This window comes from Mycobacterium sp., from assembly GCF_965230835.1.
Lineage (GTDB): Bacteria > Actinomycetota > Actinomycetes > Mycobacteriales > Mycobacteriaceae > Mycobacterium.
Genome location: NZ_CBDDLW010000002.1, coordinates 4,510,138 through 4,522,997 on the forward strand (window position 1 = coordinate 4,510,138; position 12,860 = coordinate 4,522,997).

Consider the following 12,860-nt stretch of genomic DNA (forward strand, 5'->3'; position numbering starts at 1 on the left):
CCGCCAACTAGATGTGTCCTGCAGCCCTACGAGGGGTCGATCCGTAGACCCGACGGTCGAATATCCTGCATACAATCGGCATCACCACCCAGCCCGGAGGTGCCGCATGAGTTTTCACGATCTTCATCACCAGGGCGTTCCGTTCGTGTTGCCCAACGCCTGGGACGTTCCGTCCGCGCTGGCCTACCTGACAGACGGCTTCACAGCTGTAGGCACCACCAGCTTCGGGCTATCGTCGTGCCACGGATACCCAGATGGGCACCGCGCAACCCACGGGGCCAACATCGCCCTTGCGACAGCATTGGCGCCATTGCCGTGTCATGTAAGCGTCGACATTGAGGACGGATACAGCGACGACCCTGAATCGGTTGCCGAATACGTCGCGCGGCTACCGGTGCAGGGGATCAACATCGAAGACAGCAGCGACGAAAAGCTAATCGACCCGGCCCTCACAGCCGCGAAAGTCGCGGCCATCAAACAACGCAGTCCCAACGTATTCATTAACGCCCGCGTCGATACATATTGGCTCCACCAAAACGCCGACACCGCTCACACGATCAGACGCGCCCTGAGCTACGTGGAAGCTGGGGCGGATGGAATCTTCGTGCCGCTGGCCAACGATCGTGCCGACCTGGCTGAACTCACCCGCAACATCCCACGGCCGGTCAACACGTTGCCGGTACCCGGCTTGACGATCGGTGAGCTCGGTGAGCTCGGGGTGGCACGCGTGTCGACCGGTTCAGTGCCCTACAGCGCGGGGCTATTCGCCGCCGCCCAGACTGCCCGGGCCGTGCGCGACGGCCAACCCCTGCCAGCGTCCGTTCAGTACGGCGAACTGCAAAAACGCCTGGTGGACTACGACAACCGAACCCGTGCGCGGCCGCCTGGCTAACTTCTTGTCTTCGTCGCCTGGAAAGAGCATCGTGTGACCATGTCCGACGGCGAACCGTGTCATGCCTCAATCGCGCAACTTTCCAATTGCTTTGCTGAGGGAACGTTGTCGCCGGTGGAGGTAACCCATGCGCACCTGGAACGCATCACGCGGCTAAATCCGGCGCTAGAGGCCTACACAACGGTCTTGACAGACAATGCGCTCGCCGACGCGCGGCGCGCTGAGCGGGAGCTTCGATGTGGGGAGAGCCGTGGCCCCCTGCATGGCGTACCGATTGCGGTGAAGGATCTGTGTTTCACACAGGGGGCTGCGACCACTGCTGGCATGGTGATCTACCGAAACTTCATACCCACTTACGACGCAACAGTCGTTTCTCGATTGCGGCGCTCTGGAGCCGTGCTGATCGGGAAGCTGAACATGTGCGAGGCCGCTGGCGGCGAGTACCACCCAGACCTTCCAGCTGTGGTGAACCCGTGGAACGCCGGCTACTGGGCCGGAGCATCGTCCAGCGGATCGGCCGTGGCCACGGCAGCTGGGCTGTGTACCGCCAGCCTCGGCAGCGACACCGGCGGGTCGATCCGCACACCATGCACCATGAATGGAGTCACTGGCCTGAAGCCGACCTGGGGGCGTGTCAGCGTCTACGGTTCGTTCGCGATGGCGCCTTCTCTGGACACTCTCGGTCCGATTGCGCGCAATGCCGAGGATTGTGGCCACGTGCTGGCCGCCATCGCCGGCCCCGATGCGAACGATCCGACCGCGGTCACGGCCCAGGTGCCCGACTACACGGCGAATCCGCCTGAAGTGCGCCGAGTGCGGATCGGGTTCGACTCTGAGGCCATCCTCGACACGGTCGAACCCGCGGTGGCACAAGTGGTGAGGGAAGCGCTCGGTGTCTTCGAGGGCCTCGGCGCCGATCTACGGGAGGTGACGCTGCCGTCTCCGACAGCGTTAGCGACTGCGTGGGGTACCTACACCGGAGCCGAAGCCGCGGTTGTTCACGAGCGGACATTTCCGTCGCGGTCGACCGATTACGGCCCGTTCATTCGGGGGCTCCTTGAGGTCGGGCACACCTCGTCCGGCATGGATATTGCCCGCATCGGGCATCAGCGGCGAGTATTCGCAGGACAGCTTGCGGCCCTCTTCGAGGATCTCGACTTGCTCATCGTCCCTGCTTTGCCCCTGGCGGATCTGACACGTGAGCGCTTCACGCAGCTGTTGTTCAATCCGGATGACCTGCCGAACGTGTTCCGGTTCACGGCCCCGTACAACTTCTCGGGCAACCCGACGATCACCTTGCCGGGCGGCTTTGACTCACATGGCGTGCCTGTCGGTTTTCAACTTGTCGCATGCCACCTCAACGAGCCGCTTCTGGTCGCCGCTGGCCGAGCCTTCCAAGGCGCGACCGACTGGCATCTGCGCCGCCCACCATGCTGAGGTTGGCCTCGAACTAGAACGATTACGGCCAGGCAAGCTCTTCGGATTGCTTCAGCCGACCATCGGCGGGCGAGACTTCAATAAGCTGGTGGTTTGGAGCTATACGCGATAGCGCAGCAACCTATCCCTGCCACCAGCATCACGATCGGAAATAACAGCGCGGCTTGGGTCGCGGTGGTTGCGCTATCGCCGAAGCCCGCTTGAAGCAGCACCCCGGTTGACGCGCTGCCGACCGCCCCACCGAACTGGCGGGTTGTGGTGAATACTCCCGATGCCGCGCCTGCGAGTTCCGTTGGCAGACTGCGGGTGGCGATACTGGCCAACGGTGCCGACACGGCCCCCAGACCAGCGCCGCCGACTAGCATCGGCGCTATCAGCAGCCAGAAGGGCACAGCGGGATCGAGCAGCACCACTAACACGGTGATGCTGGCAGAGAGGACCGCGAAGCCAGATCCGGCAATCAGCGCGGGATTGAACCGATCCGATGCCTGCCCGGCAACACGTGCACACCACGACGACAGCACAAACATCGGTACGCTGACTGCCCCGGCTTGAAGTGCTGAATAGCCCAGTGCTGATTGCAGGTAGATCATCAACGGCAAGAAGAATCCCCCCATGGCCGCCCCCATCGTCAAGCCGGCGCTACTGGCCGCCGAGAAGCTTCGGTCGGCGAACAGTGTCAACGGCACGAGCGGCTCGTTTGGATTGACGAGCTGCCAGAAGATGAAGACCAGCAGGCAGATCACTCCGACGACGGATACCGAACTGATTGACAGCGGCCCGGCGATAGTGCCCCAGTTGTAGTGCTCACCGCTTTGGATGGCGAAAACCACGGAGAACAGACCGGCCCCGCTCAGTACGACTCCGAGCAGATCCAGCCGATGCTGTCGATGCGGGCGGTGATCAGGAACCAGCCGAAACGCAGCAATCCAACCCGCGATCCCAATCGGGATGTTGATCAAAAAGATCGTCCGCCAGCCCGCTGCGGCAACAAGTAGCCCGCCCAGCAGCGGGCCGGCTGCCATAGCCGCGGCACCAACAGCGCTCCAAATACCCAATGCCGCACCTCGTTTCTCCGGTACGAACATCTGCACGATCAGGCTCATCGTTTGTGGGGTAATCAGTGCCGCCGCCAGACCCTGCACGGCACGCGCGGCGATCAGCACTGCGGGGTCCGGTGCTAGTGCGCAGCCCAGCGAGGCCCCAGCAAATCCGGCTAATCCGATCAGAAATACTCGTTTTGGCCCGAACCGATCGCCCAGCCGACCGGCCACGATTAGCGGAACAGCGTAGGACAACGCATAGATGCTGTTGACCCACACCATCTCATTGAGACGCGCGTTCAATGAGGTTTGTATCGCGGGAATGGCGACATTGACGATCGTGGCATCGACACCGATCATGAAGAAACTGGTACACAGCGCGTAAAGGGCCGCCTGCTTACCGCGGACCAGGGGTTCAGCCATTGGCCACAACCAGGTAGCCCCAGTGCTGTGTACCGCCGGGGTCGTCGGCTACCGGCACCGGGTCAAGACCGATGATTGCGTGCAGCTGCTGAGGCTGAGTTCATCCACTTTCCGGGTGACCCGTTGTCGGTGAAAGTTTCTTTCCGGGCTGCACGGCGCGAGAGCAGTTGTTCGGCCTGGATCGCGACATTTTGTGTGCTGGAGCAGCAGCAGTACCCGACGCGAAACGGCTCCCACATGCCCTCAATGTTCGATACGTCGCCAGCACACTAAAATCGCTTTCAATACGGCAGCTATGGAACGAGTTGAGCTTGCCATAGCGGTCGATTTTTGGGTTGGCTGGGTGGCGTCTTAGGACTGGTGTAAAAACGCTGGGCGCATGTTCCTGGTGGTCATGTTACGCGGCGGTGGTGTCGGTCGTGGTTGTTGTGGTGGGGGGATGCAGTGGGCGGGGTGGCTCGAGCAGTTGGTGGCGTAGTTCTTGGAGGTGGCGGCTGGTCGCTGATGTTTGGGTGACTCCGCGCCAGCCGCGGCTGGCGCGGTCGAGGACGGCCCATACCAGCGACAGACAGCTGGTTTCGCCGGGTAGGCGGCCGATGACCTTGACCCGGCGACGGGATTCTCCGAAGGTGCGTTCGATGAGGTTGGAATGGCGGATGCGTGTCCAGTGTTGGCGGGGGAAGCGCAAATGCACGCTCAGCGAGGCGAAGTCGTTGGCCAGGCAAGCGACCGCGGCTGGGTAGAGCCCGCGGTATGTGGTGGTGAACTCCTCGGCGCGGCGGGTGGCTTCATCCACGGCCTGCTGGCCGGGTGGCTGGTCAATGTCATCGAAGATCGACCAGAACGCGGCTTTGATCTCGTCCTGGACCGCGACAGGTGTCTTGGCGATGACGTTACGGCAGCGATGGATCAGACACCGCTGACGCAGGCTTGCCGGAAACGTGGTCTCCCATGCGGCGATCAGGCCCGGCGCCTCGTCGGAGATGCCCAGTAGCGGCGGGCGTAGTCCCCGGTTCCTCAGGTCAGCCAAGAAGTCGGCCCACGCATCAGCCGACTCCGCTGCGGCTGGGGCCAGCCCAATAAACAGGGGCTTGCCGTCGGTGCAGATGCCCCAGGCGGCCAGCACCGGCTCGGCCGGGGCGTTGGGATGCATCCGAAAGTTCGAGGCATCCAAGAACAGGTAGTCCAACACCAGCTCATCAAGGCGTCGAGACGACCACGCAGCGAACTCGTCTTTGATGGCCGCACAAATCCGGCTCACCGTCGAGCGCGACAACGCCGCCTGCGAGCCCAGCACCTCGGCCAACGCGGCCTCGATGTCGCGATCCGACAAACCGCGCACCCATCCCGAAATCACCAACGCCTCCAGAGCGTGGGTGCGCGTCACCCCGGCACCGAATAGCCGCGAACAGAACCGCTCGTCGGTGTCGCGTAGTTTCGGGCGGCATAATTCGACCGAGCCCATCGTGGTCTTCACCGTCGCCGGCGGTTGATACCCATTGCGGTACCCGCCCGGGCCGTCCTGAACCCGACGCTGGTGACGGGCTCGGCCCAACACTGCTTCTACCTCGGCCTCCACGGCGACCTGAAACACCAGACGCACCGATAACCGCCCGACCTCCTCCAAAATCTCGGTCAACGGCCGCTCGGTCGCGGCGAACAACTGATCCATCTCAACACGCACACGCTCAATCGGCGATACTCGCTTGGTCACGGGCGTAGCCCCTCCTTCATAGCTTTCGTCGGTTGCGACGGAACCTACGCCCGTGACCATTTACACCAGCGATGAGACGCGACCGTTGGCTGCGGGTTTGATGGTACTTGGCCAAGACCGACGCAGCGCATTGCCGTTGGCGGGGTATACGACCCTTAGTCGGCCGTTTTACGCGTTTTTCCTGATGTAGTTTGGCTCGACAGGAAACCACCATGGTCAAATGAAGTCGTCTCAATCCCTGTCGATTGACATGCGCGTGCGTGTTTACCCTGACACGGCCCAAGAGATTCGCGGCATTCTGATCGAGGATTTCGGAGAGCTACCTTCTCAAAATGTCAAGATCGACGATACCCATATCGCGCCGGCAGCGCGTAGGTGGGCCGTTGGGCTCGACAACGGTGAGCTAGCGTTCGTCGACAGCGAACATCTCGCCCCTGAGTGATTGGGGCACGCATTAGGCACGCTGCCATACCTCGATTTCGAAACCGCAAACGAGCCGTGTCGATTGTTCAGAGTGACGTGCCGTGCAGCGGTCACGCCGGCTTGAAATCGAACCCCAGGGGCAGATCGCATCCCCGATCCGACTGTCGTCACGACCTTTGGCGACATGGCGGGCACGTACGACCATGCCACGCTAGACGAGTCCATAACCGCCTTCAGTCCTTGAGTCAGCAATCCAGCTCACGTCGTAGTGAGGCAGTTGCAAGGAATCAACAGGACCGCGCCCATCTGCGGGTAAGACCGCGAGGTGTCCTGGGATGCCGAGTGCTTCACAGCCGGCTTCCCAGTTCGCACACCAGATCCCCAGCGCCACCGGCGCATAAAACCTGGACGTGGTGGTGGTGTAGAAATCGAATCGTGCGACTTTTTGGTCGGCTCCCTCAGTTTCTGTGACTGCTGCGCATCGGGTGGTCTGGGCGTTGTAGGACGAGGGCGACCACTGACAGACTTCATAGCAGCGACCAAACGACACAAACGGGTCAACGTCGATGTCAAGCGGCACCCGAAGGTGTGGATCAGCGAAGAAAAGTGATTCCAACGGCAGCCGGCGATGCTGTATCCGCTCAACCACGCGGATGAACAAAGGCTGGAAGCGTGAGCGGTATCCCAGGGCACAGATGCAGACCACATGGTCCTTGTCGGGATTGAATCGATCACCGAGCTGCTCGACGACGTTACTTTGGTTAGCGCCTGGGCCAATCCAGCAAGTGGCCACGCCCATCTGGGTGGCGCGCAGCACCACCTTTTGCAGACTGCGTCCGACATCGATCAGCGCGAGGCGGTCGTAGGCCCGCGGTGCTATGGCCACGAAGAACTCGTGTGCGCCTTCCACCGTCCAGGCCAACCGCGAGGCTGCGACGTATTCGAGGCGAATCGCGCCGGAACCGATCAGGCGGTCATGTCGGGTTTGTTCGCGGGCACAGACCATCAGCTCGGTCCGATCGAGCTCTGTAAGGTCGCGGCTTTGGAAAGAGTGGCAAGAGCGCCGGGAACGGATGATGTCAAAAGTGTCGAGGTCATCCCTGCGGCGCGGTAGCGGCTCGGGGGGCGCATTCCCCATTTCACAGTGATGACATCGACGACCGTCGCGGTGAGTAACAGCAGACCGCTAGCCAGCGGTAGCCAAAACAGCAGCAGCTGCCAACCCCCAATCAACCATCCGAGTGCCGCGACACCCAGCAACACGACCGCGATAGGCAGGGGAGCGAGGTACACAAACCAACCCGAGAACTGCAGACGCAGCTTCAAACGCCACAGCACCGAGCGCCGTGACCTTTCGGTCGGGTAGATATCGTGGTCGCGCGGTAGTTGTTCTGGCTGAGCCATCGCCGGCCTTTCCGCTCGCTTCTACCAGGGATAATCCTGAGTCTACCAGTTAATGCAAGTCAATACTTGCATTAACTGGTAGACTCAGGATTATCTGAACTGAGATGGCATTCGGAGGCACATGCCCAGACATATCGACGTCGATGGCCTATTCGACACAACAGTTACCGTTTTCGCCGAACACGGGTACCGAGCTACCACAACCCAAGAGATCGCCAGCCGAGCCGGCGTCAACGAGGTGACGTTGTTTCGCCGCTACGGCGACAAGGCCACCCTAATCAACACCGCGCTGACGCACGCGCTGGCGAAATCACCGTTCGCGCGGTTGACGGTCACCGACGACGCCACGGCCGACCTCATCGCGCTCGTGACGGCCTACGCCGAGACCGCGGACAAGTACGGAGCTGCCGTCGTGACCCTCGCCGTCGAGGTGCCGCGGCACCCGGAACTCCGTGCCGCTATGGCCGCTTTCATGCCGAATCTGAACAACGCGGTACAGGTGATCGCGACACATCAAGATCGAGGACAGCTAGCACCGGGTGACCCTACCGAGAAGCTGCTGGCGCTCATCGCGCCGCTCATGGTGTTCGGCCTGTGGACCCGCGCCGGAGGCGAAAAACTCGTGTCAGAACTCGACCCGAAAGCCCTTGTCACCGCATTCCTTAACGGCCACCAAGCCAGCTGAGCACACCGCTGCTGGCCCGGTCAGCCCAGAAATATGTTGCGGCGCTGGCCCTGAAGCTGGCGAAGAGTCCCCTGGATGGTGTCACGAACCTGTCCGGCAAGTTCCGCCACTACCATCGGATCGCTCGCTGCGGAGTCGTCGAACTCGGCAGTCGGAATTGGAGCGCCGAACTTGATGTGCCACTTCGACGGCAACGGGATGAGACCAGCCGCACCAGCCAGCGGAAACAGGGGAGTGATAGGGAAGTAGGGAAGCTTGAGTAGCCGTGCCAGCGGCGTCAAATCGCCGATCATCGGGTAGATCTCTTCAGAGCCGACGATTGAGCACGGAATGATTGGGGCTTTGTTGCGCAGCGCAGCCGACACACACTGGCCATCGCCAAACGACCGCAGCGTGTAGCGCTGCGAAAATCGCTTGCCCAGTCCTTGATAGCCCTCAGGAAATACCACCGCGAGCTCGCCCCTGGACAACAGTTGATCCGCGTCTGTAGCGCATGCCCGAGTTTGGCCAGCCTTCCGCGCCGCGGGTCCAAGCAGCGGGGTTCTGACGACCACGTCGTTGGCCAGCACCCGCAACATACGTTGTGCAGGGTGGTCATCGTGCACAGCGACCGCGGCCATCAGCCCATCCAGCGGCAGCACGCCTGCATGATTGGCAACCAGCAGCGCGGCACCAGCATCCGGCAGGTTCTCGATACCACTTGTTTCGACGCGGAACCACGACCTGAAGAACGTCCGCAACACGGGCAGCACAACTGTGTCGGTCAGGTGGGGGTCGAAACCGAACTCGTCGACCGAGTAGTCACCGGTTAGCCGCTTGCGGATGAACTTCGCCACCGCGGTGAAACGTTGAGCCAGATCAGCGGCCGGCGCGGGCACGTCTATTTTCGCGCAGAAGGCGTCCCGCCGATCGATGACGCTCGCGGTGTGGTGACCACACGCACCGCCGGCCCGACGGGGCGGTACCGATGCATGTCGCCGCCTAGCATCAGCGCGGCGCCTTGCGCGCCACTGAGCACCCGCGACACCCGGATACTCATCGAGGTAGACCACCGTCGCATCGGATGCACTCTCCACCATTTTGACTCCCCCTGAGACATGTCACAACTCGGTCGTACGTGCCGCGCCAGCAGCGGCGTGAACCGCATACGTCGTCGGGCTCCGTGGACTCGATCACCTGTAACGCGTCGGGGCCGGACCTACCCGGCACAAGGCGGCATCCCTTGGATCCTTGAACTCCGCCGCTCGTGCACAAGCCGACCCATGAAGCGCTTCCAGCTGGTCGGTACAGCACTCCCTTCGACCAAAGTGCTTCTCATTTTCACGATCGCGAATCGATATCCGCTTGATAACAGCATGATAACAGCCATCACGGTTAGATAACAGGTGGATCACGCATCGACAATGCCGCGGATGTTGGTGCAGTTCAACGCATGAGCACAGGATGCGTCGCTCGTTGTTCGAGACGTAGCGTCCCGAACGATGTCAAGACGCCGCCGAGGATCTGCGACGCTTCGGCCGGGGCGTGGGCAATTGCAAGGTATCCATCGCGCGCGTCAAGCGGGGATACAACACCGCTGGCCCTAGCCACCGAGCCAGGAAGCGCCGCAAATCAACACCCTCGCGCGGCGGTCGTCCCGAGTCCGCCACGAACGAAGCGACAATCCGGATGCTGAACTCTGCCAAATCGCTGAGCGCATCCTCGTCGAATCCGTGCTGCTCCCAGTCGATGTCAAGGCGATGCAGCATGGAACGCCCAAACGTGAGAGCGGTCTCCGATGTTAACGAGACTGTTCGTCCGCCAGGCTGTCGCTTAGTAAGGAGAAGTTGAAAATGACTATCCTCCGCGAGAGTCTCGATCACAAACGCGACGCCTTCGACCATCGCCGCGACAGGGTCGGTCTCGCCGTCGATGTGTGTGGCAAGTTGATCGAGAAACCCGTCGGCCGACCGCATCGCCGCGGCCGCCAGCAACGCCTCGGTTCCGGGAAAGTACCGATACACCGTTTGACGAGTTACCCCTAGTCGGAGCGCTACATCGGCGATCCGCATCGACGACCCACGGTTTGCGATGATGTGATCGGCCGCGTCAAGTATCCGGTCGATTGCCTCTTCATCCGAGCTTGGCGTGTTACCGGACCATCCGTGGCTACGCATTCCACCGACTCGCACTGTCGGACTTGCCATCTGCCATGTGGCGATCATATCGACACAACCCGCAAGAATCGTTTGCGAAACCCGATTCGTTGCAAGCCGAACGAGCCACACCAGATGGCCAACGATTTCGCGCCGACGGCGAACCCTTTTATGAAGCGTTGGTTATGGGACGTGATCGACCAACGCGGCTCGTAGGTGTCGGCACTGGCTGGCAAAAAACCTCAGCGAAACCGGCGCGTTGCGCGCGATGAGATCAAAGCCATGAAACGCACCCGCGGCAATCTCTTCGTGGACCGCGATACCAGCGGCCCGCAGCTGCTCCCCATAGGCGAGGGACTCTTCTAAGAACAGATCCAGAGTTCCAACACCGATCCACGCTGGTGGAAGGCCAGTGAAATCGATGTTGCGCGCGGGCACTGCGGTGTTGGGATCAGCACCAGCGAGGTACCACTGCCACGCGGCCTCGTTATCTCGAGCAGACCACATAATGCGGCGTCGATCGTGTGGCCGCGCGCCCGTTCTATCGTCGAGCATCGGGTACACGAGCATTTGCAAGACCGGCGCCACTTCACCACGATCCCGTGCCAACACCGCTAAACCAGCGCTTAGACCACCACCGGCGCTCTCACCGCCGATGGCGATCCGCGTCGGATCAACCCAGGGCTGGTTCGTGAGCCAGACCAGCGCGGCATAGCAATCCTCAAGTGGTGTGGGGTACGGATGCTCGGGAGCCAGGCGGTAGTCGACCGCGGCGATCACAACGCCGGCGAGGTGGGAAAGCCGCCGGCAGAATTTATCGTCCTGGGCGGCGCTGCCCATCACCATCCCGCCGCCGTGGATCCACAGCAGCACCGGCGCGCGCTGAGGCAGCCCGGCCGGGCGGTGGACACGCACACTCACGTTGGGGTTGACCACTTCAATCGATACGTCACGCAATTTCCCGAACCGGGCGGCAAGCGACATCGCTGCCCGAGGCACCGTCAACCCGCGATGTAACGCGAATCCTCTGGGCAGCATGCGCGCGAAGGCCCGCAGCCCAGGATCGATCTTGCCGTTCGTTCCCGTGCCAGTGGTGGTGTACCGAGTCATCGAACAATTGCCCCTCAAGCTGCGCTGGTAGCCGTCTTGGCCGACCGCCCGGCCCGAAGGAACTGACCGAATCGCTGACGCCCGAGGGCCTCAGCTGGCCGCCCGGCACCAAAAACCCGCTTTCCGTTGACCATCACCGTGGTGACTGTCTCGTCATTGCGGTTGACCATGCGCGACAGCCCGTCGAACGCTTCGATCGGGTGCTCGGCATAGCTGTCCAAGGAGTCGTCGAGCCGGTCGGGGTTGATAATGACCAGATCGGCCCGGTCGCCTTCGCGCAGCGTGCCGGCATCAATGTCGTACCACGCGGCGAGTTCACCGGTGAGTCGGTGCACGGCCCGCTCCACCGTCATAAACGGCTGGCTGCGACGTTCCGCGTCGTAGACATGTCGCAGCAGCCGTAACCCGAAGTTGTAAAACGCCATGTTCCGCAGGTGCGCACCGGCGTCAGAGAAACCCATTTGCACATTGGGGCTCTGCGCAATTTTCTTGAGCAGTTTAGGGCGGTGGTTGGAGATGGTGGTACGCCAGCGCAGTTCTTCGCCGTGTTCAACAACGAGGTCGAGGAACGCATCGACGGGGTGCACGCCGCCGCGGTCGATCCCCACCTGGCCAAACGACTTGCCGATCACCGATTGATCGGGGCACTCGACGATGTGGGCGTCGAAGAAGTCTCGATGCCACACACGCGGTCCGAACTTCTTGTCGTAGTCCTTTCGGAACTGACGACGATAATCTTCGTCGCGCATAAGACGATTGCGTTCGAGCTCGGTCTGCAGGTGCAACGCGGCCGCGCCGGAACCGAACTCCTCGAACACCACCAATGAGATGCCGTCGGCATACACTTCGAACGGCACCGGCAAGTGCTGCCAACGGAAGTCGCCGCCAAAGCCGTTGACGGCGCTCGCCAGCCAGTCCATGACATGGACCATCCCGGGGTTTGCCTTGGTATCGGCCGCCGCGAGCAGACTGGTCTTCAACCGCGGCCGTCCTAGGCCGAGAGATGTCGCTAGCTGGGAGAGCACGGACAACGGATTGTTGATGTTGGGCCCAGACTGCAGAATGCGCCCGCGCCGCCGAAGAATCGCGTTCAAACTCCGCAGCTCTTTAGCGGTGGCGTAGGTTGACGGCAGGGTCCGCGACCGGCATACCTGTCCGTCGAGTTTGTCGAAAAGCAGCTGCTGCGAGGACATGCCGACGAACCCTTCGTCGAGGGCGTCGTTAAGCATGCTTTTCATGCGGGCAAGTTCATCGCCTGAGGGGCGGATACCTGTTCGCGTAGCGCGGTCCAAACTCATCGTCGCCGCACGCATGTCGGAGTGCCCGATAAAAGCCGCGACATTGGGACCTAAGTTATGCGCGTTCAGCGCGTCGACATACTCAGCCGGACCAGCAACGCGCGCGGTCCAGAGTATCGATGACGTGTCGCCGGGGAATAGCTTCGACTCGCCCGAAGATGTCCCCGGCATCGACACTGCCGATATAGACCGTCGACAGAGAACACGATCCGATCAGTACTGTCGTCACGCCGTGACGCAATGATTCCGATAGCTCTGGCGCACAGAACGACTCGATGTCTTGACTGCTCCCCCGC

12 protein-coding genes and 1 pseudogene are annotated in these 12,860 nt (G+C 61.8%); 5 read left to right on the forward strand and 8 right to left on the reverse strand.

Translation table 11 applies throughout. From position 1 onward, the window contains the following. Positions 1-106 precede the first annotated feature (106 nt). Positions 107-892, forward strand: coding sequence for an isocitrate lyase/PEP mutase family protein (locus tag ACO07W_RS20625; RefSeq protein ID WP_421845462.1), 786 nt, complete (start codon positions 107-109; stop codon positions 890-892). Positions 893-931: 39 nt separating this feature from the next. Next, positions 932-2,329: an amidase gene (locus tag ACO07W_RS20630; RefSeq protein ID WP_421845463.1), complete on the forward strand. Its 1,398-nt coding sequence runs from the start codon at positions 932-934 to the stop codon at positions 2,327-2,329. 77 nt (positions 2,330-2,406) lie between these two features. Here the strand turns inward: ACO07W_RS20630 and ACO07W_RS20635 are convergent, their stop codons facing one another. Then, positions 2,407-3,795: an MFS transporter gene (locus ACO07W_RS20635; RefSeq protein WP_421845464.1), complete on the reverse strand. Its 1,389-nt coding sequence runs from the start codon at positions 3,793-3,795 to the stop codon at positions 2,407-2,409. 397 nt (positions 3,796-4,192) lie between these two features. Then, positions 4,193-5,467 carry an IS256 family transposase gene (locus tag ACO07W_RS20640; RefSeq protein ID WP_421846143.1) on the reverse strand — a complete coding sequence of 425 codons (1,275 nt, stop codon included), beginning with the start codon at positions 5,465-5,467 and terminating at the stop codon, positions 4,193-4,195. 94 nt (positions 5,468-5,561) lie between these two features. Here ACO07W_RS20640 and ACO07W_RS20645 point away from each other — a divergent pair, with 94 nt between their 5' ends. Together ACO07W_RS20645 and ACO07W_RS20650 are read left to right on the forward strand one after the other, a co-directional pair. Further along, positions 5,562-5,699: a hypothetical protein gene (locus tag ACO07W_RS20645; RefSeq protein WP_421845465.1), complete on the forward strand. Its 138-nt coding sequence runs from the start codon at positions 5,562-5,564 to the stop codon at positions 5,697-5,699. A 30-nt stretch (positions 5,700-5,729) separates the two neighbouring features. Next, positions 5,730-5,951, forward strand: coding sequence for a hypothetical protein (locus tag ACO07W_RS20650; RefSeq protein WP_421845466.1), 222 nt, complete (start codon positions 5,730-5,732; stop codon positions 5,949-5,951). A gap of 192 nt (positions 5,952-6,143) precedes the next feature. On the opposite strand, the gene ACO07W_RS20655 is transcribed toward ACO07W_RS20650, so the two are convergent. Together ACO07W_RS20655 and ACO07W_RS20660 are read right to left on the reverse strand one after the other, a co-directional pair. Further along, positions 6,144-7,010 (reverse strand): nitroreductase family protein, encoded by an 867-nt coding sequence (locus ACO07W_RS20655; RefSeq protein WP_421846144.1) that lies wholly within the window; start codon positions 7,008-7,010, stop codon positions 6,144-6,146. Beyond that, positions 6,938-7,336 (reverse strand): hypothetical protein, encoded by a 399-nt coding sequence (locus ACO07W_RS20660; protein WP_421846188.1) that lies wholly within the window; start codon positions 7,334-7,336, stop codon positions 6,938-6,940. The genes ACO07W_RS20655 and ACO07W_RS20660 overlap by 73 nt, the downstream gene beginning before the upstream one ends. A gap of 121 nt (positions 7,337-7,457) precedes the next feature. Here ACO07W_RS20660 and ACO07W_RS20665 point away from each other — a divergent pair, with 121 nt between their 5' ends. Then, complete coding sequence (locus ACO07W_RS20665; RefSeq protein ID WP_421845467.1) at positions 7,458-8,021, forward strand: TetR/AcrR family transcriptional regulator; 564 nt, start codon at positions 7,458-7,460, stop codon at positions 8,019-8,021. A 20-nt stretch (positions 8,022-8,041) separates the two neighbouring features. On the opposite strand, the gene ACO07W_RS20670 is transcribed toward ACO07W_RS20665, so the two are convergent. The 4 genes and pseudogenes from ACO07W_RS20670 to ACO07W_RS20685 all read right to left on the reverse strand — a co-directional run. Further along, positions 8,042-9,097, reverse strand: a complete 1,056-nt coding sequence (locus ACO07W_RS20670) for a lysophospholipid acyltransferase family protein (RefSeq protein WP_421846145.1) — start codon at positions 9,095-9,097, stop codon at positions 8,042-8,044. 408 nt (positions 9,098-9,505) lie between these two features. Then, positions 9,506-10,177, reverse strand: coding sequence for a TetR/AcrR family transcriptional regulator (locus ACO07W_RS20675; RefSeq protein WP_421846146.1), 672 nt, complete (start codon positions 10,175-10,177; stop codon positions 9,506-9,508). A 162-nt stretch (positions 10,178-10,339) separates the two neighbouring features. Continuing rightward, on the reverse strand, positions 10,340-11,266 hold the full coding sequence (locus tag ACO07W_RS20680; protein ID WP_421845468.1) for an alpha/beta hydrolase: 927 nt from the start codon (positions 11,264-11,266) through the stop codon (positions 10,340-10,342). 14 nt (positions 11,267-11,280) lie between these two features. Then, a pseudogene (locus ACO07W_RS20685) lies at positions 11,281-12,844 on the reverse strand (N-acyl-D-amino-acid deacylase family protein); the annotation flags it as partial. Positions 12,845-12,860: the final 16 nt, after the last annotated feature.